Origin of the sequence: Paraburkholderia sp. SIMBA_027 (assembly GCF_046535315.1) — a bacterium.
GTDB lineage: Bacteria > Pseudomonadota > Gammaproteobacteria > Burkholderiales > Burkholderiaceae > Paraburkholderia > Paraburkholderia tropica.
Genome location: NZ_JAWRWY010000004.1, coordinates 25,416 through 51,143, shown reverse-complemented (window position 1 = coordinate 51,143; position 25,728 = coordinate 25,416). Strand labels below are relative to the sequence as shown.

21 protein-coding genes are annotated in these 25,728 nt (G+C 65.8%); 8 read left to right on the top strand and 13 right to left on the bottom strand.

Going from position 1 to position 25,728, the window contains the following annotated elements; translation table 11 throughout:
* Window positions 1-85 precede the first annotated feature (85 nt).
* From gabT to SB764_RS08225, 8 genes are all read right to left on the bottom strand, one after another.
* Window positions 86-1,378 (bottom strand): 4-aminobutyrate--2-oxoglutarate transaminase, encoded by a 1,293-nt coding sequence (gene gabT, locus SB764_RS08260; protein WP_410863185.1) that lies wholly within the window; start codon window positions 1,376-1,378, stop codon window positions 86-88.
* A gap of 66 nt (window positions 1,379-1,444) precedes the next feature.
* Entirely contained in the window at window positions 1,445-4,450 is a 3,006-nt protein-coding gene (locus SB764_RS08255) for an FAD-binding and (Fe-S)-binding domain-containing protein (protein ID WP_410863183.1), read from the bottom strand.
* 190 nt (window positions 4,451-4,640) lie between these two features.
* Entirely contained in the window at window positions 4,641-6,122 is a 1,482-nt protein-coding gene (locus SB764_RS08250; RefSeq protein WP_176079928.1) for an NAD-dependent succinate-semialdehyde dehydrogenase, read from the bottom strand.
* Between the two features lie 54 nt (window positions 6,123-6,176).
* Window positions 6,177-7,868 (bottom strand): ABC transporter ATP-binding protein, encoded by a 1,692-nt coding sequence (locus SB764_RS08245; RefSeq protein WP_410863181.1) that lies wholly within the window; start codon window positions 7,866-7,868, stop codon window positions 6,177-6,179.
* Window positions 7,869-8,864 carry an ABC transporter permease gene (locus SB764_RS08240; RefSeq protein ID WP_183717545.1) on the bottom strand — a complete coding sequence of 332 codons (996 nt, stop codon included), beginning with the start codon at window positions 8,862-8,864 and terminating at the stop codon, window positions 7,869-7,871.
* A gap of 36 nt (window positions 8,865-8,900) precedes the next feature.
* On the bottom strand, window positions 8,901-9,857 hold the full coding sequence (locus tag SB764_RS08235) for an ABC transporter permease (protein ID WP_074987636.1): 957 nt from the start codon (window positions 9,855-9,857) through the stop codon (window positions 8,901-8,903).
* Between the two features lie 73 nt (window positions 9,858-9,930).
* Window positions 9,931-11,550, bottom strand: coding sequence for an ABC transporter substrate-binding protein (locus tag SB764_RS08230; RefSeq protein WP_110329878.1), 1,620 nt, complete (start codon window positions 11,548-11,550; stop codon window positions 9,931-9,933).
* Window positions 11,551-11,609: 59 nt separating this feature from the next.
* Window positions 11,610-12,902, bottom strand: a complete 1,293-nt coding sequence (locus SB764_RS08225; protein WP_110329879.1) for an NAD(P)/FAD-dependent oxidoreductase — start codon at window positions 12,900-12,902, stop codon at window positions 11,610-11,612.
* A gap of 404 nt (window positions 12,903-13,306) precedes the next feature.
* Here SB764_RS08225 and SB764_RS08220 point away from each other — a divergent pair, with 404 nt between their 5' ends.
* A complete protein-coding gene (locus tag SB764_RS08220) occupies window positions 13,307-14,200 on the top strand; it encodes a hypothetical protein (protein WP_074987633.1) in 894 nt (297 codons plus the stop codon).
* Between the two features lie 33 nt (window positions 14,201-14,233).
* Window positions 14,234-14,728: an Lrp/AsnC family transcriptional regulator gene (locus tag SB764_RS08215; RefSeq protein ID WP_065065067.1), complete on the top strand. Its 495-nt coding sequence runs from the start codon at window positions 14,234-14,236 to the stop codon at window positions 14,726-14,728.
* Window positions 14,729-14,813: 85 nt separating this feature from the next.
* Here the strand turns inward: SB764_RS08215 and SB764_RS08210 are convergent, their stop codons facing one another.
* The 4 genes from SB764_RS08210 to SB764_RS08195 all read right to left on the bottom strand — a co-directional run bounded on the left by SB764_RS08210 (window position 14,814) and on the right by SB764_RS08195 (window position 17,435).
* Entirely contained in the window at window positions 14,814-15,170 is a 357-nt protein-coding gene (locus tag SB764_RS08210; RefSeq protein WP_110329899.1) for a cupin domain-containing protein, read from the bottom strand.
* Window positions 15,171-15,189: 19 nt separating this feature from the next.
* On the bottom strand, window positions 15,190-15,888 hold the full coding sequence (locus SB764_RS08205) for an HAD family hydrolase (RefSeq protein WP_074987631.1): 699 nt from the start codon (window positions 15,886-15,888) through the stop codon (window positions 15,190-15,192).
* On the bottom strand, window positions 15,885-16,304 hold the full coding sequence (locus SB764_RS08200) for a helix-turn-helix domain-containing protein (RefSeq protein ID WP_074987630.1): 420 nt from the start codon (window positions 16,302-16,304) through the stop codon (window positions 15,885-15,887). The genes SB764_RS08205 and SB764_RS08200 overlap by 4 nt, the downstream gene beginning before the upstream one ends.
* Before the next feature lie 171 nt (window positions 16,305-16,475).
* Entirely contained in the window at window positions 16,476-17,435 is a 960-nt protein-coding gene (locus SB764_RS08195; RefSeq protein WP_074987629.1) for a LysR family transcriptional regulator, read from the bottom strand.
* A 99-nt stretch (window positions 17,436-17,534) separates the two neighbouring features.
* On the opposite strand from SB764_RS08195, the gene SB764_RS08190 reads away from it, so the two are divergent.
* From SB764_RS08190 to SB764_RS08165, 6 genes are all read left to right on the top strand, one after another.
* Window positions 17,535-18,611 (top strand): ABC transporter ATP-binding protein, encoded by a 1,077-nt coding sequence (locus SB764_RS08190; RefSeq protein WP_065065063.1) that lies wholly within the window; start codon window positions 17,535-17,537, stop codon window positions 18,609-18,611.
* A 66-nt stretch (window positions 18,612-18,677) separates the two neighbouring features.
* Complete coding sequence (locus SB764_RS08185; protein ID WP_065065062.1) at window positions 18,678-19,388, top strand: HAD-IA family hydrolase; 711 nt, start codon at window positions 18,678-18,680, stop codon at window positions 19,386-19,388.
* 2 nt (window positions 19,389-19,390) lie between these two features.
* On the top strand, window positions 19,391-20,725 hold the full coding sequence (locus tag SB764_RS08180; RefSeq protein WP_183717553.1) for an NAD(P)/FAD-dependent oxidoreductase: 1,335 nt from the start codon (window positions 19,391-19,393) through the stop codon (window positions 20,723-20,725).
* Window positions 20,726-20,769: 44 nt separating this feature from the next.
* Window positions 20,770-21,639, top strand: coding sequence for an ABC transporter permease (locus SB764_RS08175; RefSeq protein WP_260414837.1), 870 nt, complete (start codon window positions 20,770-20,772; stop codon window positions 21,637-21,639).
* The gene (locus SB764_RS08170) at window positions 21,636-22,445 is read left to right on the top strand and encodes an ABC transporter permease (RefSeq protein WP_065065059.1); all 810 of its coding nucleotides are present in this window, start codon (window positions 21,636-21,638) and stop codon (window positions 22,443-22,445) included. The genes SB764_RS08175 and SB764_RS08170 overlap by 4 nt, the downstream gene beginning before the upstream one ends.
* 42 nt (window positions 22,446-22,487) lie before the next feature.
* Entirely contained in the window at window positions 22,488-23,918 is a 1,431-nt protein-coding gene (locus SB764_RS08165; RefSeq protein ID WP_410863176.1) for an aldehyde dehydrogenase family protein, read from the top strand.
* A 90-nt stretch (window positions 23,919-24,008) separates the two neighbouring features.
* Here the strand turns inward: SB764_RS08165 and SB764_RS08160 are convergent, their stop codons facing one another.
* Window positions 24,009-25,679 (bottom strand): GMC family oxidoreductase, encoded by a 1,671-nt coding sequence (locus SB764_RS08160; protein WP_410863174.1) that lies wholly within the window; start codon window positions 25,677-25,679, stop codon window positions 24,009-24,011.
* Window positions 25,680-25,728: the final 49 nt, after the last annotated feature.

The window sequence follows — 25,728 nt, the reverse complement described above, 5'->3', positions numbered from 1 at the left end:
AGCAGGTCCTTTCGAAATGCGCCTGAGTTCGATCGTGAATCAGGCGTCAGCCTTTAATCACACGTTGCGCGGCGCAAGCGTAGTCTTAGCGGACTTTCGCCGATACCTTCGTCACCGCATTGCGCAGGATCGTCAGCGCTTCATTGACGATCGCATCGCTCACGGTCAGCGGCGCGAGCAGACGCACCGTATTGCGGTGCACGCCGCATTTGATCACCAGCAGGCCGTCTTCACGGCACTGGTCGATGACGGCCTGGGCGAAGTCGGCGTCGGGCTGGAACGGGTCGCTGTTGCGCACGAATTCGAGCGCGGCCATTGGGCCGAGACCCCGCACCGTGCCGATCGCCGCGTGGTCGCGCGCGATCTGTTCAAGACCGGCGTGAAGCTTCGCGCCGAGCGCGCGGCCCTTCGCCAGCAACTGTTCTTCTTCGAACACGTCGAGCACCGCGAGCGCCGCCGCGCAGCCGAGCGGATTGCCGCCATACGTGCCGCCCAGGCCGCCAGGCAGCGGTGCGTCCATGATCTCCGCACGGCCCACAATACCCGAAATCGGCAGACCGCCCGCGAGACTCTTCGCAACCGTGATGACGTCGGGTTGAATGCCGAAGTGCTGGAAGCCGAACATCTCGCCGGTGCGTCCGAAGCCCGCCTGGATTTCATCGCAGATCAGCACGATGCCGTGACGCGTCGTCAGTTCGCGCAGCGCCTGCATGAACTCCTTGCCCGCCGGGAGAAAACCGCCGTCGCCTTGCACCGGCTCCAGAATGATCGCCGCGACGCGGTCGGGCGCGATCTGCGTGGCGAACAGATCTTCGAGCGAGCGGATCGCATCGGCGGCGCTGAAGTTGCGATACGCGTCGGGATAGGGCGTGTGATAGACCTCGCCCGCCATCGGTCCGAAATTCTGCTTGTACGGCGCGCTCATGCCGGTCAGCGTCGAGCCGAGCAGCGTGCGGCCGTGGAAGCCGCCGCGGAATGCGATCACGCCCGGCACCTTGCGCCACGCGCGCGCGACCTTGATCGCGTTTTCGACGGCTTCCGCGCCCGTCGTCGAGAAGAACGACTTGTAGTGTGCGCCGTTGCCCACGAGCGTATTGAGGCGCTCGGCCAGTTGCGTGTAGACCTCGTAGCCGACGACCTGGAAGGCCGCGTGCGTGACCTTCGCGAGTTGCTTCTGCACGGCGTCGATTACGCGTGGATGGCTATGGCCGATGTTCTGCACGCCAATGCCGCCGACGAAGTCGATAAAGTGGCGGCCTTCGACGTCCCACAGTTCTGCGCCTTGCGCCTTCTCGACGAACAGCGGATGCGCGGTGACGACGCCGCGCGGCACGTGATGCTGGCGATGTTCGATCAGGGATTGATTGTCGCGGGTCATGTCAGGTTCTCTCTGGTTTGTTTGATACCGTATTCGGACGGTGTTGAGCAAAGGTGGATCAGGCCGCTACGCGGGTTCGTCGGTGCTGGTACGCACGGGCGGGTTCGCGCTGGCGATGGCTTCTGCAAGATGCTGTGCGAGATGTTGTGCCGTGCGGCCGGTGAGCTTGCCGATCTGCGAGCGGCAGCTGAAACCGTCGGCGACCACGATGGCGTTGTCGGGCAGCGCGGCGAGCTTCGGCACGAGTTCCTTTTCGCCGACCGCTTTCGCCACGGCGGCGGTTTTGTGGTGATAGCCGAATGCGCCTGCCATGCCGCAACAGCCGGTATCGAGCACTTTCGCGCCGAGGTTTTTCTCCGCGCCCGCGCCGCCGCATGCACGCTGATGGCAATGCGTGTGCACATGCACAGATTCTGCGCGAGAACCTTCGCCAGGCAACGTCGATGGAAGATTCAGCCCGTTTTTCTGGGCATATTCTGCAACGGTGATGCACGCCGACGACAATTTGCGCGCGAGTTCGCCGGCCTCGGCATCATGGCCGATCAACGCCAGCATTTCGTCGCGGAACACGGAAAGACAACTCGGTTCGAGAATCAGCACGGGCACGCCGGCGGCAACCGGCGCGCGCATCATCTCGACGATATCGAGCAGGTTCTTCTTCGCCTCGTCGAGCAGGCCGACGTCGTAAAGCGGACGCCCGCAGCAGACATGACGCGGCGTGAGGCGCGGCGTGCCGCCTGCGGCTTCGACCACGCGCAGGGCGGCGTCGAGCACGGCGGGCGAGAAGCCGTTGTTGAACGTGTCGGTCCAGACCACGACGTCCTGTGCGCCAAAGCGCGTGGGCCACGGCGCGATCAGTTTTTTTGCCGCCGGCGTGTCGCGGAAGGCCTGCGAAGCGACGGGCGGAAACGCCGCGCCTTCAGCCAGCCCAATGCGCTGCGATGCCTTTTTTACGAGCCCGTTACGCATCGCGCCGTTGACGAGTCCGCTCACGCGCGTGGCAACCGGCAGCCATGCGCCGATCCTGCCGACCGCCGCATCCATCAGCGGACGGCGGCGCGTCTTGTAGTAGCGATGCAGAAATTCCGCGCGGTACTTGGGAATATCCACGTGCGTCGGGCAATCTTTTTTGCAGCCTTTGCACGAGAGACACAGATCCATCGATTCCTTCACGGCTTCGGCGTTACGCGTTTCGTCGATCACCTCGCCGTTGAGCATTTCGAAGAAGAGGCGGGCGCGTCCGCGCGTGGAATTGCGTTCCTCGCGCGTCGCCTTGAAACTCGGACACATCGTGCCGCCGTCCATCGAGCGACATTTGCCCATGCCGATGCAGCGCTCGGTTTCGCGCCCGTATCCGCGTTCTTCGAGTGTGTCGACGGGCGCGTCGTTGCTGGCGGGATTTGCCGCCATCGGATACGTGAACATGCCCTTCACATTCCCCTGGCGATACTGCGGACCCATGCGCAGATTCTCGTCCACCGGCATCGCGTCGATCAGCTTGCCGGGGTTCATCAGCCCTTGCGGATCCCACAGCGCCTTGAATTCGCGGAACGCCTGCATGAGGCGAGGCGTGTACATCAGATGCAGGAATTCGCCATTGGCCTGGCCGTCGCCGTGTTCGCCGGACAGCGAGCCCTGGTACTTGACCACGAGGCGCGCGGCTTCCTCGAGGAAGGCGCGCCAGTCGTGCACGCCGCGGGCCGAGCGCAGATCGAAGGTGATGCGCGAATGAATGCAGCCATCGCCGAAATGGCCGTACAGATTGGTCTTGTAGCCATAGCGCTCGACGAGCGCCGTGAATTCACGCAGATACGCGCCGAGCAGCGCGGGCTCAACGGCGGCGTCTTCCCAGCCGACCACCGGGTCGGGCGCGGCGGGATCGCGCGACAGAGACGTTGCCGACGCGCCGGTTTCCCGGATCGTCCACAACCGGTTCATCAAGGCCGCGTCTTCGACGAAACGCACGCTCGGCTGTTGCGGGAAACGCTGCGCCGCGTCGGCCATCGCGCGCGCCTGGGCGATCGCGGCGTCGCGCGTGCTCGCGCCGAATTCGACCAGCAGCCACGCGTCGCCGGCGGGCAGTTCGGCGATGTCGTCGAGCTTGAGCCCCAACGCCTTGAGGCCACCGACGATGCCCTGGTCGAGCCCTTCCATCGCAATCGCACCGAGCGGCAGCAGATGCGGCACGCTGTCCGCAGCATCGAAAATGGTATCGAAGCCGAGCACGACGAGCACGCGCTCGGGCCGACCTTCGACGAGCGTGACCTGCGCGCGCAGCGTGGTGGCGAGCGTGCCTTCGCTGCCGACCAGCGCGCGCGCGATATTGAAACCGTTCTCCGGCAGCAACTGATCGAGGTTGTAGCCCGAGACGCGGCGCTTGAGTTTCGGAAAGCCCGCGCGGATATCGTCCGCATAGCGCTCGGCGAGTTCGCGCAGACCCTTGACGATGCGCGCGCGTTCGCCGCCCGCTGCGAGATGCTCGGCGTACGCGGCGTCGTCGGTCGGACCGACCCAGAAGCGCGCGCCGGTCGCGGTCAGCACGTCGAGGCGTTCGATGTTCTCGACGGTCTTGCCCGCCATCACCGAGTGCGCGCCGCACGAGTTATTGCCGATCATGCCGCCGAGCGTGCAGCGGCTATGCGTGGCAGGATCGGGGCCGAAGGTCAGACCGTGCGCGGCCGCGGCTTTTTTCAGCTGATCGCAGATCACGCCCGGCTGCACGATCGCGTGACCCGCTGCGGCGTCGATTGATTCGATCGCATGCAGATACTTCGAATGATCGATACAGATCGCGGCGTTGACGGCCTGGCCGCACATCGACGTGCCCGCGCCGCGCGGCAGGATCGCCACGCCGAGTTTCGCGCACAGTTCGACGGTGGTTTCGAAGTCGTCGATCGTGCGCGGAATCACGACGCCGATCGGCGGCTGGCGATAGTTCGACGCCTCCGACGCATACATCGCGCGCGTGGCCGGATCGAAACGGATCTCTGCCGTGGTCTGCGCGCCGAGTTGCTGACGCAGCATCAGCATCTGGTTGAGATCCGGCGCGCCGGAGGTCTTGGGTCGTGTCATGGAGCGGGTTGCGATAGGTGGCCGGTTCGGCGCTTTCCACTAAGAAAAAGCAGGACGTGAAGCAGTATAAAAATGGCGGCAGTTCACAAAGAACTGAAAACGCGCCTTGCCACAGCACCGCGTATCGAAATGAGCAGTCGAAACAGCAGAATGCACAGCGCCGCCGTTCGACCGCCCATCGCGAGAACGCTCAGTCCAGTTGGCCCTGGCAAACGTACTTGATGTGCATGTATTCCTCGATGCCGTGCGTCGAACCTTCGCGGCCGTAACCGGAGTCCTTTACGCCGCCGAAGGGCGCAGATTCGGCGGCGAGCGCACCTTCGTTCACACCGACGATGCCGCTTTCGAGCGCATCCGCGAGACGCCAGATGCGGCGCACGTCCGTCGAATAGAAGTAGGCGGCGAGGCCGAAGGGCGTTGCGTTCGCCTGTGCGATCACATCGGCTTCGGTGTCGAAGCGCGTGATCGGCACGACCGGGCCGAAGGTTTCTTCGCACGAGCAGTCCATCGACGGCGTCGCGTCGATCAGCACGGTCGGCGCGAAATAGTTCGCCGAGACGCACTGTTCCGACTGCACGCGCGTGCCGCCCACGATCACTTTCGCGCCGTTTTCCACGGCATTGCGCACGTGGCGCTCGATCTTGTCGACCGCGCGCGCGTTGATCATCGGGCCGATCTGCGAGGCGGCGTTGGTGGCCGGACCGACGACGAGCGCGCCCACGCGCGCGGCCAGTTTCGCGACGAAGGCGTCATGCACGCCCGCCTGCACGTAGACGCGGTTCGGGCACACGCAGGTCTGACCACCGTTGCGGAACTTCGAAATCATCAGACCTTCGACGGCGGCGTCGAGATCGGCATCGTCGAACACGATGAATGGTGCGTTGCCGCCGAGTTCGAGCGAGAGCTTCTTGAGCGTGTCGGCGCTGCGGCGCGCGAGATGCTTGCCCACGGGCGTCGATCCGGTGAAGGTGATCTTGCGCACACGCGCGTCGTCGAGCCAGACGTCGACCACGGCGGGCGTGTTTTCGCGCGAAGCTGTGACGATGTTCAGCACGCCTGCGGGCACGCCGGCTTCTTCGGCGAGCTTGACCAGCGCGAGCGACGTGAGCGGCGTGTCTTCGGCGGGTTTGCAGACGACCGTGCAACCGGCGGCGAGCGCGGGCGCGATCTTGCGGGCGATCATCGCGGCCGGGAAATTCCACGGCGTGACGGCGGCGATCACGCCGACCGGTTCGCGCAGCGCATACATGCGGCGGCCCGGCACGGGCGCGGGAATGATGTCGCCGTTCGTGCGCGTGGCTTCTTCGGCGAACCATTCGACGTAGCTCGCGGCGTACAGCACTTCGCCCTTGCCTTCGGCGAGCGGCTTGCCCTGTTCGCGCGAAATCAGCTTGCCGAGGTCTTCGGTGTGCGCGACGATCAGATCGTTCCAGCGCTTGATGATGGCGGCGCGCTGCTTCGCCGGGACCTTGCGCCAGGTGGCGAATGCGCTGTGCGCGGCGTCCACGGCGCGCTTCGCGTCTTGTGCGCCGCTGTTGGGGACTTGCGTGAACACGGCGTCGGTGGCCGGATCGCTGACCGGGAACGTGCTGCCGTCGACGGCTTCCACCCAGGCGCCGTCGATGTAATTGCGGCCCGGGAGCAGGGAATCGTTGCTGATGCTCAGAGACATGTTGCTTTCCTTGATCTCGTGAAGAGTGAGGGTATGAGGTCGCGGCTTGTAGCGTTATGCGACGGTTTCGGTCTTCGGCAACTGGACTTCGTCGATCCAGCCGCGCCGCAGCTCGGGCACTGAGCGCGAAAGTAGTTCGTAGTACGGATGATGCGGACTGCGATCGTAATCTTCGCGCGCGACCTGCGTCACCTTGCGGCCATGCTGCATGACGACGATTTCATCGCAGATCGCACGCACCGTATGCAGATCGTGGCTGATGAAGAGATACGACACGCCGAGGTCCTTGCGCAGATCGGCCATCAGATCGAGCACGGCCGCGCCGACGACGGTATCGAGCGCCGAAGTGACTTCGTCGCACAGCAGCAGATCGGGTTCGGCGGCCAGCGCGCGGGCAAGGTTGACGCGCTGCTTCTGTCCGCCCGAGAGCGCAGCCGGTGGGCGCTCCATCAGCGTGCGGGGCAGGCGCACCATGTCGAGCAGTTGCGCGATGCGCGTGCGCAGCGCCTTGCCCTGAAGGCCATGATAGAACTGCAGCGGCCGCGCCAGAATGCGCTCGATGGTATGCGCGGGATTCAGCGCGGTATCGGCGATCTGGAACACGATCTGGATACGGCGCAGCTCGTCGCGGCTGCGCTGATCGAGCTGCGGCGACATGGTCTTGCCGTCGAACGCAATGCGGCCTTCGAACGGCGCGATCAGACCGGCCACCGCGCGTGCGAGCGTCGTCTTGCCGGAGCCCGACTCGCCGATCACGCCGATCGCCTGCCCGCGATAGAGCTTGAGATCGACCTTGTCGAGAATGCGATTCTGCGGGCGGCCCTGCGCGTCGAGCGGACCGTAGCCCGCGCAAAGCGCGTCGATCTGCAACAGCGGTTGCGGGGCGCGGCGCGTGCCTTCGGGGTCCGTGCGCAGCAGCGGGGCGTCGGCGCGCGCGTGGACCGCATCGTCGGGTGCATCGGCGTGACGCTCCTTCGGGCGCGCGGCGGCGAGCAGGCTGCGCGTGTAGTCGTCGGCGGGCGCATGCAGAATCTGATCCGACTCGCCGTATTCGCGCATCTTGCCGTGGCGCAGCACGAGAATATGATCGGCCACCTGCGCGACCACCGCCAGATCGTGGCTCACATACACAGCGCTGGTCTTGCGCTGCTGCACCACGCGGCGGAACGCGCGCAGCACTTCGACCTGGGTCGTCACGTCGAGCGCCGTCGTGGGTTCGTCGAGAATCACGAGATCGGGGTCGGTGATCAGCGCCATCGCGGCCATCAGCCGTTGCAACTGACCGCCCGACACCTGATGCGGATAACGCGCGCCGATGGTTTCGGGATTCGGCAAGGCGAGTTCGCGGAACAGTTCGACGGCGCGTTTTTCGGCTTCGGCGCGCGGCATCGTCTTGTGGATGCGCGCCGGTTCGACCACCTGATCCATAATCGTGCGCGACGGATTGAACGACGCCGACGCGCTCTGCGCGATATACGTGACCACGCGGCCACGCAGTGCGCGCTGGGCGGCGGCATCGAGCGCGGTAACGTTGCGCTCGCCGACATTGACCACACTGTCCGGCGCGATCGCGCAGCCGTCGCGCGCGTAGCCCATCAAGGCGAGCGCCGTGGTGGTCTTGCCGGAGCCGGATTCGCCGATCAGGGCGAGCACCTGGCCCGGCGCGATATCGAATGCGAGGCGATCCACCAGCACGGATTCGCCTGCCATGATCGTCAGGTCCCTGACATGAATTGCCGCGCCCATTTAGCGTGCCTCCCCATCGGTCGCGGCGGCGATCTGCGCACGACGCGAAGCGTTGAACTGTTCGTTGAGCTTCGCCTGGCGACGTGCATCGCGGCTCGCCTTGCGCGCACCGCCCGGCAGGTTGTCGATCACGAGATTCACGGCGATCGTCAGGCTCGCGATGGCGAGCGCCGGCGCGATCACGGCGAGTGCGCCCTCGGCGAGTCCGTCGAGGTTTTCGCGCACGAGCGAGCCCCAGTCGGCGTCGGGCGGCTGGATGCCGAGGCCGAGAAAGCTCAGGCTGGCGAGCAGCAGCACGACGTAGACGAAACGCAACCCCAGATCCGCGAGCATCGGGCTCAGGATGTTGGGCAGGATCTCTTGCAGCATGATGTAGGCCGTGCCTTCGCCGCGCGTGCGGGCGACCGCCACATAGTCCATCGCGTGAATGTTGACGGCGAGCGAGCGCGCGATGCGGTACGCGCCGGGCAGGTAGATGATCGCGGCGGTCGCGGTCAGCATGACGGTCGAGGAGCCGAACGCCGCCACCATGATGAGCGCGAACATCTTGCTCGGAATCGCCGTGAGCGTATCGAGCGTGCGGCTCATGACGGCGTCGAGCTTCGGGCCGCCGACGATCGCCAGCAACGCCAGCGCGGTGCCCACGCCGCTGGCCAGCAGCGTCGCGATCAGCGCGAGTCCCACGGTATAGCGCGCGCCCATCATCACGCGATCGAGCATGTCGCGGCCCAGATAGTCGGTGCCGAGCAGATGGTTCGCGCTCGCGCCCGCGAAGATCTGCACGTTGTCGGCCGATGCGCTGGCGCCGTCGCCGGCCAGCGGACCCGCGATCGCGGCGGCGATCCATACGAGCACGATCGCGAGGCCGATCCAGCCCGGCACGCCGAGTCCGCTCAGCGTGCGGCGCAGGTGAATGAAACGCGGGTGTGCGCTCAGGTCGGCGGCGGCGTCGGCCGGAGGCGGCGCGAGTTTGCCTTCAGAGGTCGATTGGGTCATCTTGGTGAGCTCCACAAACGAAAGGGTGAGGTCGCGTTAGCGGTGGCGCAGACGCGGATTGCCCAGAATTCCGCAGACGTCGGCGAGCGTGACGAGGACGAGGTAAGCGAAGCAGAAAATCATCGCGCAGGCCTGCACGACCGGCATATCGCGCTGACTGACGCTGTCGACCATCAGCTTGGCAATGCCCGGATAGTTGAAGACGGTCTCGATGATGATCACGCCGCCGAGCAGGTACGAGAGGCTCAACGCAACGGCATTGGCGATCGGTCCGATCGCATTGGGCAGCGCGTGGAACATCACCATGCGGAACGACGTGGCGCCTTTGAGCCGCACCATCTCGATGTAGGGCGCCTTCAACTGATCGATCAGCGCGGCGCGCGTCATGCGCACCATCTGCGCGACGATCACGCAGCACAGGCACATCACCGGCATCGCCAGCGCGCGCAGCACGCGGCCGAACGGCGCGCCATCGTCGAGATAGGCGAGCGCCGGCAGCCATTGCAGCTTGACCGCGAAAAGCAGCACGGCGAGCGACGCAACCAGAAACTCCGGCACCGAGACGACTGCAAGCACGCCGACGCTGACCGTGCGATCGAACGCGCGGCCGCGCAGCACGGCGCACAGAATGCCGAGCGCGAGCGCGATCGGCACGGACACCAGCGTCGTGATGCCGGCGAGGAGCAGCGAATGCGACAGGCGATCGCCGACGAGGCTCGCCACGCTCAGATGCGTGAGCATCGATTCACCAGCATGGCCCGTGAGCATGCCGGTCAGCCAGTGCCAGTAGCGCACGGGCGCGGGCACATCGAGGCCCATTTGCGCGCGCAGCGCCGCGACGGCTTCGGGCGTGGCGTCCTGGCCGAGCTGCGATTGCGCGGCGTCGCCGGGCAACACCGCGGTAATCGCGAACACGATGGCGGAGATCGCGAGTAGCGACAGAACGGCAGCGCTCACGCGGCGCGCCAGCAGGCGAACAATCACAGTGTTCATATCGGACACCCCTCAAATGGACCGCTCGCCGCCCGTCCCTGCGATAGGCGGCGAAGTGTGCTTCGATTGCGGATCAGGCGGACAGCCATACGTGCTCGCCGAACGCGTAACCCATCATGCCGCCGAGCGGAATCGGCGACAGGCCCTGCAGCTTGTTGCTGTGACCGTCGATGGTGGCGAGGAACAGCGGAATGCCGATGCCGGCGTCGCTGCGGATCATCGTCTGCATGTCGGCGTAAATCTGCTTGCGCTTCGCGACGTCCATCTCGGCGCGCGCCGAGAGCAGCAACTGGTCGAACTTCGGATCTTTCCAGCGCGACTCGTTCCACGGCGCATCCGACTTGAAGAACTGCGTGAAGAGCGTGTCGGCGTTCGGGCGCGGATTGACCGTACCGAAACCGACCGGCGCGCTCAGCCAGTAGTTCGACCAGAAGCCGTCGGCGGGCATGCGCTTGACGTCGAGATTCAGGCCGACCTTGCGCGCGGTCTGTTGCAGGATCAGCGCCATGTCGACCGAATACATCGCGGCGGGCGACGCGACCACGGGAATCGGCGTGCTGCCGAGATTGGCCTTGGCGAGGTAGAACTTCGCCTTGTCGAGATCCATCTGCGTTTGCGGCAGGCCCGGCGTGTAGAAACGGTTGGTCGGATCGATCGGCTGATCGTTGCCGGTCACCGCATAGCCGAGCGCGATCGACTGCTTCATCAGGTTGCGGTCGAGCAGCAGTTTCATGGCCTGCACGAAGTTCGGATTGGTGCCGGGGCCGGTATCGCGATGCATGATCAGATCGGTGTACTGACCCGACTGCGTGACGAAGACGCTCGCATTCGACGAGCCTTTGACGCGCGCCACCGAACGCGGATTGATCGACGCGACCAGATCCATGTCGCCCGAGAGCAGTGCGTTGACACGCGCGCTCTCGTCGCCGATGCCGACGAATTCGATTTCGTCGAGATACGGCAGGCCGGGTTTCCAGTAGTTCGGATTCCGGACGACGATCGAGCGCACGCCTGGCTGGAAGGTCTGCAACTTGAACGGGCCGGTGCCGATGCCTTTCGTAAAGTCGGTCGTGCCGTCCTTGACGATATGGAAGTAGAACGTGCCGAGAATCACCGGCAGATCGGCGTTCGGCGCGGAGAGCGTCACCGTGACTTCGTTCGGGCCGGTTGCTTTCACGCTGTCGATCTGGTCGGCGAGCGTCTTGGCCTTCGACGCGACGGCCGGGTCCTTGTGGCGCATGATCGAGTAGACCACGTCGGCGGGCGCGAGCGCCTTGCCGTCGTGGAACGTCACGCCCTTGCGCAACGTGAAGACCCACACGCGCGCGTCGGTCGTCTTGAACGACTCGGCCAGAGCGGGGCGCGGCGCGAGCGTGCCGTCGAGTTCGACGAGGTTGTTGTACAGCATCGTGCCGCGGCAATAGTCGGTTTTGTTCGACTGTTTGGCGGGGTCCAGCGTGTCGTTCGCCGAACCGTTGTCGCCCGCGACGCGAATCTTGCCGCCCTTGCGCGGCGTTTGCGCGTATGCGGCGCCTGCCACGCCGGCGAGCGTGCCGGCCATCGCGAGCTGCATGCCGCCCGCTGCGAGCAGGCGCAGCACGTCGCGGCGGGTTGCGCCGTGCTGGAGCGCGCCGATCAGACGATCCGATTCCGGTGCGCCAACGAGAGTTTCGAGTTTTTTACGTTCAGACATGGCTACACGTTCCTGGAGGCAAAGTCATGGTTGAAAACGGAATTCGCTTGCGCGGGTCGTCAGGCAATGGCGTCTTTCATCTTGTAGTAGAGGCCGATCAACGGCAGGAACCACGGCGGCCCGAAGTGGCCCGGCACCGCCGGCCAGTCGCGCCCGGCCCACGGATTGGCCGCGCGCTCGCCGAGCATCGTGCGGGCGATGCAGCGGCCCGTATGCGTGGACATCTGCGTGCCGTGGCCGCTGAAGCCCAGTGCGTAAAACAGGCCGTCGCGCTCGCCCGCGTGGGGCAGCCGGTCCTGCGTCATATCGACGATGCCACCCCAGCAGTGCGTGAGCGGCACGTCCGCGAGTTGCGGAAAGGTGGCGAGCAGCCCTTCGCGCAGGATCTCGCCGCTGGTGGCATCGGACTGCGGATTGGACACCGCGAAACGCGCGCGGCCGCCGAAGATCAGCCGGTGATCGGGCGACACGCGGAAGTAGTGATGCAGATTCGAGGTCGTGACATAGGTACGGCGCTCGCGCAGCAGTGCGCTGGCGCGCGCTTCGCCGAGCGGCGCGCTCGCCACGATGAAGCTGCCGATCGGCACCACGCGGCGGCGGATCCAGCCGAAGCTGCCGTAGTTGCCGTGGCGCGTCGCGCCTGTCGCGAGCAAGACCTTGTCGGCTTTCACGGTGCCGCGTGCGGTCTGCACGCGATAGCCGTGCGCCGTCTGCGCGATGCGCTCCAGACGCAGCGCCGCCGTGCGCGTATGAATCTGCGCGCCCGCGCGGATCGCGGCATCGGCGAGTCCCTTGCCGAAACGACCCATGTGCATCTGGGCGCTCTTTTTATAGAGCAGACCGCCGTGGTAGCTGTCGCTGTTCACCTCGGCGCGCACGGTATCGCGGTCGAGCAGTTCGATGTCGGTGTCCACGCCATCGGCGATCAGCCGTTCGTAGCTGCGCGCGAGCGTGTCGTAATGCCCCGGACGCGACGCCAGTTTCAGCTTGCCGTGACGCATGAAATCGCAGTCGATCGCTTCTTCGCGCACGATGCTGTCGACGGTATCGACGGCGGCGTCGTAAAGCTGATAGAACGCGCGCGCTTTGTCCGCACCGATCTTCGCGGCCAGCGCCGCGTAATCGACGGCGAGACCGTTGTTCACATGACCGCCGTTGCGGCCGGACGCTTCAGCGACCACGGTGTCGTTGGCTTCGAGCACCACCACGCGCGCGCCGGCGCGGGCCAGCGTCAGCGCGGCGGAGAGTCCGCAGAATCCTGCGCCGATCACGACCACGTCCGCGCTCGACGGCAGCGCCGCGGTGTGCTCCGTCAGTTCGACACCTTCCTTCCAATACGAATCGAGTTTCATCGACTAATGCGATCTCCAGGGTCATCCAGATTCAATCGACGCATCGTTCACGCGGATCGGCTTGCGTTCTCGGCGTGGCGACAGGGTCGGGCGGTCAGTGACCGCGCGGGTGATGAACAGTGCTGAAATTGAATCACGCCAAAACAGAGGCTTCGCGTCGTATTGACCGGTTCGCACAGGCGGAACTGCGGTTTATGGGGGGCTCGACAGCATTGTTTGCCGTGCGGCGAAAATGACGTCGCGCCTGCCCGCCGATTCAGCAGCGAGTCGAAAAAATGCGCGAGTTTGCTATTGAGGTTTGTGCTAATGGACGGCGTTTTCACGCAAAAAAACAGGTGGCGTTTTTCCTATCGCGTGCAAATTCCGGCGAGTGATCATGGGGCAGATACAACCATTCGACCTTCATGAACGATTCGAACCAACATGAGCGGGTAGACGCCGCGCGCTTTTCGTTGCGCGATCTGTGCGAGGCGGATTTGCCCGTCGCGCAGCAATTCTCGGAAGAAGCAGGCTGGCCGCATCGGCTGAGCGACTGGCAGTCGTTGAGCGCGCTCGGAATCGGCCGCGTGGTGATGTGCGACGGGCAGATTGCGTCGCTCGGGCAGATCTTCGTGTGGGACGAGCACGCGGCTTCGATCAGTCTGCTGGTTTCGGACGCGGCGCATCGCGCGGGCGAGGCCGAAGCCGTCTTGCTGCGCGATCTCCTCGAACGCGCGGGCACACGCGGCGTGACGGTGCATGCGTTCGGACACTGGCGCCACGCGGTCGAGCGCCTCGGCTTTCGCGAAAGCGGCGCGGTGCTCCAGTATCAGGGCCGTCCGCGTTCGGCGCCGTTAATCGCCCTTCCTGCGGGCACGCGTCTGCGTCCGGCGAACCACGCGGATGAAGCCGCGCTCTGCGAACTGGACGCCCGCGCCAACGGCATGCGGCGCGAACGGCTGATCGCCGCGTGGCTCGATCAGCATGTCCAGGCCATCGTGCTCGACAGCGAATCGTCGGACGAAGGCATTCGGGGTTTCGCCTTCCTGCGCCGCTTCGGGCGCGGCCTGCTCATCGGTCCGGTCGTCGCGTCGGAGCCGCAACTGGCGCAAGCGCTGATCGCGCATCTCTGCGGCAAGGCCGCCGGCAAATTCGTGCGCCTCGACGCGGTCGAACACTACGCGGTGCCGATCGGCGCGTGGTTCGAAAGCCTTGGGTTGACCTGCGTGAATCGTGTCCCCAAAATGACATTCGGCGACGCCGCGCATGGCGCCGCCGACCTGCACACCTTTGCCGTTGCTGCTCAGGCTCTGGGTTAGACGACCCGTATCGGAACATTAGGGAACCGCGGTATGAGTACAAATATGCAGCTGGACCGACTGGATTTGCGGATCCTGAGCCAGCTTCAGAATAACGGGCGCATGACCAACGTGGATCTGGCCGAAGCGGTCGGGTTGTCGGCGAGTCCGTGCCTCAACCGGGTCAAGCGCCTGGAGCAGGCGGGTTTTATCAGCGGATACAGCGCGCAGATCTGCATGGAGAAGATCGGTGACATCCTGACCGTGTTCACGGAAGTCACCTTGTCCGACCATCATCGCGAGGATTTCATCCGCTTCGAAAAAGCCGTCAAGGAACTCGACGAAGTGATCGAATGTCATCTGGTGAGCGGCGGCTACGATTATCTGCTCAAGGTCGTGGCGCGCGGCGTCAATCACTATCAGGAAGTCATGGAAGGGCTGCTGGAGCGCAACGTCGGCATCGAGAAATACTTCAGCTATATCGTGATCAAATCGCCTTTCATCAAGACGCATTATCCGATCGAGAAAGTCTTCGGCGGCAAAGTCTGAGCATGCCGTAGCATGCAATGCGCTCTCGGGATGAGAGCGCATCGTCATTCAAATGCTACGAAGTCCGAATCAATATTAATTAATATTAGTTATCGGCCATGACGACATAGACCTTGCGCAGCGGGGTCTTGATATCCCAGACGCCGGTGGTGTTCGCCGGGAAAAACAGCGTGTCGCCCGCCTTGATCGCGCGCGCTTCGCCGCCGGTCGGCGTGAATGTGCATTCGCCCGCGAGAATGTGCATGACCTCGGCATTGGCCAGATGACGCGAGAAGCGTCCCACTGACACCTCCCACAGTCCCGAGCGATTGTCGCCCGATCCTTCGAGCGGCACTTCGAGCGTCTGCGTCATGCAGGCCGGTTCGGTGAGCGGCGCGCCCACCGCGCCCGCAGGCGTGAGATCCTGGCATTGCGCGCTTTGCGAAAGAATGGTGATCGGCATGAGGTGATCGCGCGTCCGCTTATTGGCCGGCTTCCACGGCATCGGCGAGTTGCGCGAGCGTGTGGAAGTGGTAGTCGGGGACCGTGTGAGCGGACTCGATCGTGCCGCCCGAGCTGGGCATGCCATGACGGCGCTCGATCCAGCAGCTCGTGATGCCCAGTTCGCGGGCGATGCCGATGTCGTGATACTGGCTCTGCGCCACGTGCAGATTGTCTTCCTGGCGGAAGCCCCAGGCCTGTTCGTAGCGGCCGCGCGCGTACGCGAAATAGCGCGCGTCCGGCTTCTCGCACAGCGCGTCGTCGCAGGCGAGCAGCATCGAGAACGGCTCGCCGAGCGTCTTCGAGAAATGCGCGAGCGCCCACGTTTGCGCGTTCGTCATCGTCACCAGCTTGAAGTGCTGGGCGAGGCGCTTCAGTGCTTCAACGGAGTCCGGAAATGCGGGCCATTCCGAGACCGAATCGCGAAAGCCTTTTGCGACCTCGTCGCTCTCGGGCAGGCCGAGGCGCGGCGCGATCAGCTTCCAGCACAGTTCGAGATCGTCGGGATACCAGATCGTGCCCGCGCGCTTGCGCGCCTGGCGATAGGCGGCGAGGAAATCTTCGTCCGAGACTTTGGCGTCGCCGGCCACCTGATGCAGGTAGTTCAGCATGCCGCGCTCGAAATCGATGAGGGTACCGACGACGTCGAACGTCAAGACTTTGAAGCGTTTCAGACTCATGTATAGCTCGCGGATGAAAGGGAGGAGAAGAGAGCCGACGTGTCGCCGGTGTGATGTTGCTGAAACTGTTTGGGGCTCATCCCGCAGCTCGCTTTCATGCTGCGCGACAGATGACTCTGGTCGTAGAAGCCCGACGCCTGCGCGGCGTCCACGGGCGTGACGCCCTGGCGCAGCAGGTGCTGCGCATGCCCGACCCGAACGCGCGTCACATAGCGATGCGGCGATTCGCCGGTCAGTCCTTTGAAGATGACGGTGAAGCGCCACATGCTGAGACAGGCGCGTGCGGCCAGCGCCGCGACGCTCAGATCGCTGGCGGGGCTGGCGTGAATCTGCGCAATCGCGAGTTCGACGCCCGCACGCGTGCGCAAGCCGTTCAGCGCGCGCGTGCCGCCGGTGCGGACGCAAGATGCGTTCATGGCTGCAGCGTTGGCGGCGCTCGCTGCCTGAGCAAGGTCGGACATGAATTTCATGGTGGAGAGCTTACGATTGCTCGTGCCACCGAAAAAACTCATTTGCCCGCGTCAGGCAGTATCAAATCGCGATGACGGAGGGCGGCTCCGTAGAAAATGCGGGGGGCAGGCGGGGCATCACGTCGTACAAGAAAGCGCCGCGGCGAGCCCGAGCGACGGATACGCGCTGTCGACCGCGGCGAGGTCGGCGCGCATCTCGGCCAGCAGCCAGTCGCGCACTTCCGCGACGATGGGCCGAAGCGGTCGTCCCGGCGCCCACGACAGGCAGCACAGCCGGTTCGTCACCTGCAGTTCGTCCACGGCGGGCACCAGCGCGCGTTGCGCGAGCCAGTGCATCACGACGTTGACCCAGCCGAGCGCGAGGCCCTGACCGAGCAGCGCGGCCTGCACGACGATGGCGTAATCGTTGAAGCTCAATACGCTTGCCGCGCGCCGCGTCTCGTTCGCGAACGCTGCGAAGCGCGCGTGCCAGCCGCGTTCCTCGTCGTCCATGACGATCACGGTGTCGCCGTGCGCCAGCCAGTCGACGCCGCGCGCGAGTTCCTGATAGTGCGGATTGCAGACGGGCAGCAGCACCTCAGGCATAACCCTGATGCTGTTTTCCCCCATTTCCGCTTCGTGCAGAAAACGCATGCCAAGATCGACGTCGCCGAGCGGGCCGCCGATCCGGCCCGAGATCAGCTGAAAGCGCAGATCCACGGAAGGAAACGCCTCGTTCAGGCGGCTCATGCGCGGCATCAGCCAGTGCGTGGTGAAGGCGGTCGACACCGACAGCGTGACCGGCTCGACGCCCGTCGCGCGGGCCTCGATATCGAGAATCGCTTCCTCGATGCCGTTCAGTCCCTCGGAAATCTTGCGGTACAGAATGCGGCCGTTCTCGGTCAGCTCGATGCCGCCATGGACGCGCTCGAACAGCCGCACGCCGATGTGATCCTCCATGCGCGCCAGCATGCGGCTCACGGCGGGCTGGCTGACATAGAGCTCCTGGGCGGCGCGCGTGAAGTTCCCGCAACGCGCCGCCGCCTCGAAGACGAACAGCGCGTTGGCGCTCGGCAGTTTTCGGCGAAGGTTTGGCATGACCTGATGTTATGCCTGATCCAACAATTCGGGAATTGCCGCCAAAAAAATCGCCGCCTATTCTTGGTTGAACACTGACTGAAAGGCGGGAGCACGACGATGGACGCACGAGTAAAGGCAGGCGTATCGATTCGATCGGCGGTCAAACGTTATGGCCATGTCGTCGCGCTCGACGATGTGTCGCTCGACGTCGCTCAGGGGGAATTCGTCTCGCTGCTCGGGCCGTCCGGCTCGGGCAAGACCACCTTGCTCGGGATTCTCGGCGGTTTCGTGCAGCCGTCCAGCGGCAGCGTCTGGGTCGGCGAGCGCGACATTACATTCGCGCCGCCGCACAAGCGCGACATCGGCATCGTGTTCCAGAACTACGCGTTGTTTCCGCACATGACGGTGGGCGAGAACGTCGCCTTTCCGCTGCGCGCGCGCCGCGAGCCGAAAGCGGGCTGGGCCCGCAAGGTCGCCGACGCGCTGGCGATGGTCGAATTGCGCGGCTACGAGGGCCGGCGCATCAGCGAACTCTCGGGCGGCCAGCGCCAGCGCGTCGCGCTGGCGCGCGCGATGGTGTTCGAACCGCAACTGATCCTGATGGACGAACCGCTGTCCGCGCTCGACAAGCAATTGCGCGAGACGATGCAGATCGAGCTGCGCGCGCTGCATCGCCGGCTTGGCGCGACGATCGTCTATGTGACGCACGACCAGCGCGAGGCGCTGACGATGAGCGATCGTGTCGCTGTCCTGAAGAATGGCAAGCTGGTGCAGATCGACACGCCGGAACGTCTCTATGACCGGCCCTGCAATGCGTTCGTGGCGAGCTTTATCGGCGAGGCGACCTTGCTGCCCGTCACGCGCGCGGGCGACGACGCGGTGCGCCTCGGCGACGCGGTGCTGCGCGCCGCCGAACCGCTGCCGGACGCCGACAAACTGCTGCTCGCGGTGCAGACCGAGAAGCTCGTGATCGACAGCGGCGACGCCGCGCCCGACGCCAACCGCCTCTCGGCGCGCGTGACCGAAGTGCTGTATCAGGGCGAGAGTCTGCGCGTGTTCGCGAAGCTCGCGGACGGCACGTCGCTCAGCCTGCGCCAGCCGGGCAATCACGATGCGCGGCATCGGATTCCTGCGCCCGGCTCTCCCGTTTCCGTCGCCCTCAGTCCACGCGACACGATCGTCGTACCGGCGTGACCGTGCGGCGCGATCGCCGCGCATGCCGTCTTTCCAGCCAACCGCAACGCAATCAAGGATCCATTCATGAAGCTCACCGATTTCAAGGTGCTGACGTTCGACGTCGTCGGCACGCTGATCAACTTCGAACAAGGCGTGCTGACTTCGGTTCGCCGCCTAGGCGGTCCGGCCGCGAAGGATCTGACCGATGACCAGATTTTCGCGCCGTATCTGCGCGGCCGGGCGAAGTTCTACGGCCGGTCGAGCCACGAAATGGCCAACGTGTGGCTGTCGCTGGCCGCCGAACTGGATCTGCCGGGCGATGCGACGACGGCCGCCGCGTTCCAGCGCGACGTGCTCGACTGGCCGGCGTTCGAGGATTCGGTCGAGGCGCTGAAGCGGCTGCGCAAACACTTCCGCCTCGTCGCGATGACGAACGCCGACCGCGTCGCGCTCTCCGCGTATGCGCACACGCTCGGCGATCCGTTCGACGACACCGTCTGCTGCGACGAAACCGGCGTGGCCAAACCCGATCCGCAATTTTTTGCCTATAACCGCGGCCGCCAGGCGGCGTTCGGTTACAAGTTCGGCGAAATCCTGCACACGGCGCAGAGCCAGTATCACGACATCGGCATCGCGACCGAACTGGGTTATTCGACCTGCTGGATCGAGCGCCGACGCGGCCAGGCCGGTTTCGGCGGCACGCCGGAGCCGGAAAAAGTGACGACGCCGACGTTCTGCTTCCCGACGCTCGCGGCGCTCGCCGACGCCGTCGAAGCCGAACTCTGCGCGGCCTGACGATGCTCGCGCCGCCCGTTTCGACCTCGCCGCAGCCGGATTCGCTCTGGCGTCATCTGGCCGGCGAGGCCGGTTCGTTCGACGCGCCGGTCGGCGCGGGGCCGCTCACGCGCGATCTGCAGGTCGATGTTGCCGTGATCGGCGCCGGTTATTCCGGCCTGTGCGCCGCCCATGCGCTCCATCAGCGCGGCGTGTCGTGCGCGGTGCTCGACGCGAATCCGGTCGGGTGGGGCGCGAGCGGGCGCAACGGCGGCGTCGTGTCGTCCAAGTTTCGCCCGTCGTTTTCGGCGATCGCCAGTGCACACGGACTCGACGTTGCGAAGCGCATGCATCGTCTCGCGCACGACGGCGTGCGCACCGTCGAGGCGCTGGTCGAGGAATGCGGCATCGGGCGCGCGCGGTTCGAACGCACCGGCAGCCTGCGCTGCGCCCATACCGAGCGCGCGCTCGCGTCGATCGTCGCGGAAGCCGAGTGGGTGCGCGCATCGCTCGGCGACCGCTCGATGACCGTGCTGTCGCGTGAGGCAGTGCGCGCCGAAACCGGCTCGACCGGTTTTGTCGGTGGCGTGCTCAGCGCCGATGCGGGCACGATCCTGCCGCTCGAATACGTGCTGGGCATCGCGCGCTCGCTCGCGGCGCGCGGCGTGCCGATCCACACCTCGACGCCCGTGCTCGCGATCGACCGCGCGCCCGGCGTCACGGGCGTCACGCTGCGCACGGCGGGCGCGACGGTGCGCGCGCGGCAGGTGATCGTCGCGACCAACGCCTATTCGGACCTCACGCCCGCGACCGACGCCATGCGTCGCGAGCTGGTGCCGTTTCGCAGCGCGATGATCGCGACCGAACGTCTGCCCGCCGCGCTCGACGCGAAGCTGATGACGCAGCGGCGCAGCTATACCGAAACGCGCCGCATGATGAAGTGGTTCCGGCGCGCGGACGGTCGCATGCTGTTCGGCGGCCGCGACGCGTTCGGCAAGGAAGGCCAGGACACCGGCTTCGAGGCGCTGCGGCGCGCGATGGTCGGACTGTTTCCGGATCTCGCCGATATTCGCGTGGAGTTCCGCTGGTCCGGTTATGTCGGGATGACCTTCAATGCGCTGCCGCATGTCGGCCGCGCGGACGACGCGACGGTGTTCTGCGTCGGTTATAACGGCGCGGGCGTGGCGATGGCGAGCCTGATCGGCCAGCACGCGGCCGCGCTCGCACTCGGCGACACGCCCGATCTTGCGCTGCTCGCACAGAACGGATTGCGTCCTGTACCGTTTCACGCACTGCGTGCGCCAGGTGTCAGACTCGTGGCCGCGTGGTACCAGTTCCTCGATGCCATGGGGGCATGATGACGACTGCCAGAGCGTTTGTTTCAGACTCCGGATCCGCACCGATGCAACACGACGAGACCGACGCGGCGCGGCACCATCAGCGCCGAGAAAACCGCACGATGCTTCTGCTGATGACGCCGGCGCTGGCCGTCGTCGTGATCCTGCTCGTCGTGCCGCTCGCGTGGCTGTCGTGGCAGTCGGTCCGCCAGGACGGCGGCTTCACGCTCGCGAACTACTATCGCGTGTTCAGCGGCACCTATCTCGACACTTTCCTGCTCACGTTCAAGCTGAGCCTGATCGTGACGGCCGCGACGCTGGTGCTCGGCTATCCGGTCGCTTATCTCGCCGCGTCGGTGCGGCCGCGCTTCGCCGCGCTGATTCTCGGCATGGTGATCCTGCCGTTCTGGACCAGCGTGCTGGTGCGGACTTACGCGTGGCTCGTGCTGTTGCAGCGCACCGGCGTCGTCAACAAGCTGCTGCTGGCCTCCGGCCTCGTCGATCGCCCCGTTCAGCTCGCCTACAACGAGTTCGGGACCATCGTCGCGATGGTTCATATCCTGCTGCCGTTCATGGTGCTGCCGCTGTATTCGGCGATGCAGAAGATCCCGACCAATCTCTCGCAGGCGGCCGCGAGTCTCGGCGCGACGCCGCTGCACGCGTTCCTGCGCGTGTTCCTGCCGCTCTCGCTCGGCGGCGTGGTCGCGGGCGTGACGCTTGTTTTCGTGCTGTGCCTCGGCTTCTACATCACGCCCGAGCTGATGGGCGGCGGCAAATCGATCATGGTGTCGATGGTGGTGAGCCGCAACGTCGAAATCTATAACAGCTGGGGCGCGGCGAGTTCCGTGTGCGTCGTGTTGCTGCTGTGCGTGTTCGCGATCTTCTACCTCGCGAGCCGCGTGATTCCGCTCGACAAGACCCTGGGGGCGAAATGAGACCGAACCCGTTCGTGCGCGGCGCGCTGATCGTGCTGGTGGTGTTGATCCTCGCGTTCCTGATGATTCCGGTGCTGATCGTCGTGCCGATCTCGTTCTCCGACACGCGCTTCATGACGTTCCCGCCGCCCGCGTTGTCGCTGCGCTGGTATGCGTCGTTCTTCGGCAATCCTGAATGGCTGTCGGCCGCCCGCGTGACGCTGATCGCTTCGCTCGCCGCCGCGTGCATCGCGACGCCGGTCGGCGTGGCGGCGGCGTACGCGATCGAGCACGGCGAGCATCCGCTGATCCGCCCGCTGAAGACCGTGCTGATGCTGCCGATGATCGTGCCGATCATCATCGTCGCGGTGGGCGTGTTCTTCGTCTATTCGAAGTTCGGCTACGTGAACACGCTCGGCGGTCTGATCGTCGCCGATTCGATGCTCGGGCTGCCCTACGTGCTGATTTCGGTCGGCGCCGATCTGCGCTCGTTCGATCACGCGCAGGAAATGGCGGCGCGCAGCCTCGGCATGAACCGGCTGCGCAGCTTTCTGACCGTCACGCTGCCGCAGATCCGTTCGAGCGTGATCTCCGGCGCGGTGTTCGTGTTCATTCAGGCGCTCGACGAAACGGTCGTCGCGCTGTTCGTGTCGGGCGGCGACAACCAGACGCTCACGCGCCGGATGTTCGTCACGCTGCGCGACGAAATCGATCCGACCATCGCCGCGATCAGCACAATGCTGACCGCGCTGACGCTCGCGCTCGTGCTGCTCGTGGTCGTCAGCCGGCGCAGCGGTCAGCGCCAACTGCAGCCGGCGCGGGCCTGAAACCGACCGGGTTTGAACCACTTTCCGCGACCGGAAACCGACATGACAGACAATGCCCTGAAGTTCTACATCGACGGCGCGTGGGTTGCGCCTGCCGGCAACGCCCGCCTGCCGGTCGTCGATCCGTGCACCGAACTGCCGTTCGCCGAGATCGCGACGGGCGATACGCGCGACGTCGATCGCGCGGTGGCCGCGGCGAAGCGCGCCTTCGAATCGTTCTCGCAGACCACGCCGGACGAGCGCGTCGCGCTCGTGCGCCGCATTCTTGAGATGTACCTTGCGCGCTACGACGAGATCGCCGCGGCAATCTCGCGCGAGATCGGCGCGCCACGCGCGCTCGCGTACGAATGGCAGGCCGGGATCGGCCGCCGTCATCTGGAAGAACTGCTGAAGACCTGCGCGAGCTTCGTCTGGGAGCGCGACAAAGGCACCACGCGCGTGCGTTACGAACCGGTCGGCGTCGTCGCGCTGATTACGCCCTGGAACTGGCCGATCAACCAGATCGTCTGCAAGGTCGCGCCCGCGCTGGTCGCCGGTTGCACGATGGTGCTGAAGCCAAGCGAGGTCTCGCCGCTGAACGCGGTGCTGTTCGCCGAAGTGCTCGATGCGGCCGGCGTGCCGCCCGGCGTGTTCAATCTCGTGCAGGGCGACGGGCCGTCGGTCGGCGCGCCGCTGGCGGCGCATCCGGATATCGACATGGTCTCGTTCACGGGCTCGACGCGCGCGGGTATCCAGATCGCGCAACTCGCGGCGCCCACGGTCAAGCGCGTGCATCAGGAACTGGGCGGCAAGTCGGCGAACCTGCTGCTCGACGATGTCGATTTCGAGGTCGCGGTGACGAAGGGCGTGAACGCCTGTTTCGGCAACAGCGGCCAGTCGTGCAATGCGCCGACGCGCATGCTGGTGCCCGCCGCGCGTCACGCGCAGGCGGTCGAGATTGCGCGTCGCGCGGCGCTCGCGCACAAGGTCGGTCCGGCGGATGCGCCGGACACGACGCTGGGGCCGGTCGTCAGCGAGGTGCAGTTCGGGCGGGTGCAGGCGCTGATCGACGCGGGCATCGCCGAAGGGGCGACGCTCGTCGCGGGCGGCGTGGGGCGGCCGGACGGGCTTGAGCGCGGCTACTACGTCAAGCCGACCGTGTTCGCCGATGTGACGCCCGACATGCGGATCGCCCGCGAGGAGATCTTCGGCCCGGTGCTGACGATCATTCCTTATCGCGATGACGAAGACGCGATCGCGATTGCGAACGACAGCCCGTACGGGCTGGCCGCGTACGTGCAGTCGGCGGATGTGGAGCGCGGGCGTCGCGTCGCGTTTCGGCTGCGCGCGGGCAGCGTGTATCTGAACTATCCGGATTGGGACGCCGGTGCGCCGTTCGGCGGATACAAGCAGTCGGGCAACGGCCGCGAGTACGGCGAATGGGGCATCGAATCGTTTCTGGAGGTCAAGGGCGTGGTGGGATACGGCGAGTGAAGTTGGCCGCTTGAACTTGTCCTACGAAGTTGATCGAAGGAAGAGAGCAAAACGCGCCTGGCCCAAAAGCCGGCGCGTTTTTATTTCAGCTTACTTCAGCGTATCGGCGATCCGTTCGGCGATCATGATCGTCGGCACGTTCGTGTTGGCGCAGGGAATCGACGGCATCACGGACGCGTCGCAGACCGTCAGGCCTTCGACGCCGTGAACCGCGCCGTCCGGACCGGTGACGGCGAGCGGATCGCTGGGCGCGCCCATCCTGCACGTCCCGGACGGATGCCAGGTGCCGCCCACCGACTGCGTGACGAATTCGGTCAGCGCCGCATCGTCGGCGAGCAGCGTGTCGAGCGTCATGCCCTGCGTGATCACGCGTTCGATCAACGCAGGCCTTAACGGTCCGGCGACATCGAGCAGCCCGCTGAGCAGCCCGCGCTGCAACGCGTTCCAGTTTCCGGGGCGCGCGACCGCGGCAACACGCGGGGAATAGCTCGACGGAAAGCGCGGCCCGAGCGTGGCCGCGAGCGCCGGATCGGCGAGCGTCTGCGCGCCGAAGCGCACCGCGCCTTTCAGGCGTTCGAGATCGCGCGCGTCCGACAGCATCGAAAATTCGACGGTCGGTTCCTGTTGCGCGTGCGGCGAGGCGAGCGTCACGCGCCCGCGCGAATACGACTTGTTGACCCAGAAGAACATCGTGCCGAGCCGGTAGCCGACCGAATGCCAGCCGGAGCGCGACAGGATCGCGCCGTGCATGTCGCCGCGCGGCGTGCCGGGCAGTCCCGACGAATAGCGGACGATGGCCTGCTCGTGATGCTCGTCGGGGAAGGGCGTGCGCGCCACGGGCGGCAGGAACGCGGAAACGGCGATCGACGGATGCTCCATCAGATTGCGGCCAACGCCGTCACGCGCGGCGACGACGGCGATGCCGTGCGCGGCCAGTTCGTCGGCGGGACCGATGCCGCTGCGCATCAGCAACGCCGGGCTGTGGATCGCCCCCGCGCTGACGATCACGCGCGCGGCGCTGATCGAGTCGCGCGTGCCGTCGTGGTGTATGAGTTGCGCGCCGGTTGCGCGCGCGCCGTCGAACAGCACGCGTTCGACCTGGGTGTCGGTGACGATCGTCAGGTTGCGGCGCGCGCGGACGCTGTCGTCGAGATAGCAGACCGAGGTCGGAATCCGCTCGCCCGACGCGCTCACGCCGAGCGTGCCGACGAAGGTGCCGTCTTCCCACGCGCCGTTCTGGTCGGCGCGCAGCGGATAGCCGCGGCGGCCCAGCGCGTCGATCACCCCGCGCACGAACGGCGAAAGCCGCTCGCGCGGCGCGCGTGTGACGCGCAGCGGGCCGTGCTTGCCGTGCAGCGGCCCGTCGAAATCGACATCGTGTTCGAGCTTGCGGAAGAACGGCAGGCAGGTCGCCCAGTTCCAGCCGGCGGCGCCGAGCGTTTCCCACTCGTCGTAATCGGCGGGCGCGCCGCGGTTGGCCATCAGCGCGTTGATCGCGGAGCCGCCGCCGAGCAGCCGCGCCTGTTCATAGCGGCGCGGCGCGGCCGGGGCGCTCATGCGCGCCTGCAGCGCTTGCCAGAGATTGCGCGTGTCGAGATAGGCGCGGCCGGGATAGCGGCTGCGGATTTCAGGCGGCAGCGTCGCCTGGCTCAGATTGCGGCCCGCCTCGACGAGGCAGACCGTGCGGCGGGCGTCCTCGGACAGCCGCGCGGCGAGCACGCAGCCGGCCGAGCCGCCGCCGAGAATCAGGTAGTCGAACACAATAGGGAGGGCCGATTCAGAAGGACGGACGAAACGCGCGAGGCCTGCC

Excerpts from the sequence above, each read along its gene's own strand:
- gabT (WP_410863185.1), bottom strand. The coding sequence starts at position 1,378 with ATGACCCGCGACAATCAATCCCTGATCGAACATCGCCAGCATCACGTG.
- SB764_RS08255 (WP_410863183.1), bottom strand. The coding sequence starts at position 4,450 with ATGACACGACCCAAGACCTCCGGCGCGCCGGATCTCAACCAGATGCTG.
- SB764_RS08250 (WP_176079928.1), bottom strand. The coding sequence starts at position 6,122 with ATGTCTCTGAGCATCAGCAACGATTCCCTGCTCCCGGGCCGCAATTAC.
- SB764_RS08245 (WP_410863181.1), bottom strand. The coding sequence starts at position 7,868 with ATGGGCGCGGCAATTCATGTCAGGGACCTGACGATCATGGCAGGCGAA.
- SB764_RS08240 (WP_183717545.1), bottom strand. The coding sequence starts at position 8,864 with ATGACCCAATCGACCTCTGAAGGCAAACTCGCGCCGCCTCCGGCCGAC.
- SB764_RS08235 (WP_074987636.1), bottom strand. The coding sequence starts at position 9,857 with ATGAACACTGTGATTGTTCGCCTGCTGGCGCGCCGCGTGAGCGCTGCC.
- SB764_RS08230 (WP_110329878.1), bottom strand. The coding sequence starts at position 11,550 with ATGTCTGAACGTAAAAAACTCGAAACTCTCGTTGGCGCACCGGAATCG.
- SB764_RS08225 (WP_110329879.1), bottom strand. The coding sequence starts at position 12,902 with ATGAAACTCGATTCGTATTGGAAGGAAGGTGTCGAACTGACGGAGCAC.
- SB764_RS08220 (WP_074987633.1), top strand. The coding sequence starts at position 13,307 with ATGAACGATTCGAACCAACATGAGCGGGTAGACGCCGCGCGCTTTTCG.
- SB764_RS08215 (WP_065065067.1), top strand. The coding sequence starts at position 14,234 with ATGAGTACAAATATGCAGCTGGACCGACTGGATTTGCGGATCCTGAGC.
- SB764_RS08210 (WP_110329899.1), bottom strand. The coding sequence starts at position 15,170 with ATGCCGATCACCATTCTTTCGCAAAGCGCGCAATGCCAGGATCTCACG.
- SB764_RS08205 (WP_074987631.1), bottom strand. The coding sequence starts at position 15,888 with ATGAGTCTGAAACGCTTCAAAGTCTTGACGTTCGACGTCGTCGGTACC.
- SB764_RS08200 (WP_074987630.1), bottom strand. The coding sequence starts at position 16,304 with ATGAACGCATCTTGCGTCCGCACCGGCGGCACGCGCGCGCTGAACGGC.
- SB764_RS08195 (WP_074987629.1), bottom strand. The coding sequence starts at position 17,435 with ATGCCAAACCTTCGCCGAAAACTGCCGAGCGCCAACGCGCTGTTCGTC.
- SB764_RS08190 (WP_065065063.1), top strand. The coding sequence starts at position 17,535 with ATGGACGCACGAGTAAAGGCAGGCGTATCGATTCGATCGGCGGTCAAA.
- SB764_RS08185 (WP_065065062.1), top strand. The coding sequence starts at position 18,678 with ATGAAGCTCACCGATTTCAAGGTGCTGACGTTCGACGTCGTCGGCACG.
- SB764_RS08180 (WP_183717553.1), top strand. The coding sequence starts at position 19,391 with ATGCTCGCGCCGCCCGTTTCGACCTCGCCGCAGCCGGATTCGCTCTGG.
- SB764_RS08175 (WP_260414837.1), top strand. The coding sequence starts at position 20,770 with ATGCAACACGACGAGACCGACGCGGCGCGGCACCATCAGCGCCGAGAA.
- SB764_RS08170 (WP_065065059.1), top strand. The coding sequence starts at position 21,636 with ATGAGACCGAACCCGTTCGTGCGCGGCGCGCTGATCGTGCTGGTGGTG.
- SB764_RS08165 (WP_410863176.1), top strand. The coding sequence starts at position 22,488 with ATGACAGACAATGCCCTGAAGTTCTACATCGACGGCGCGTGGGTTGCG.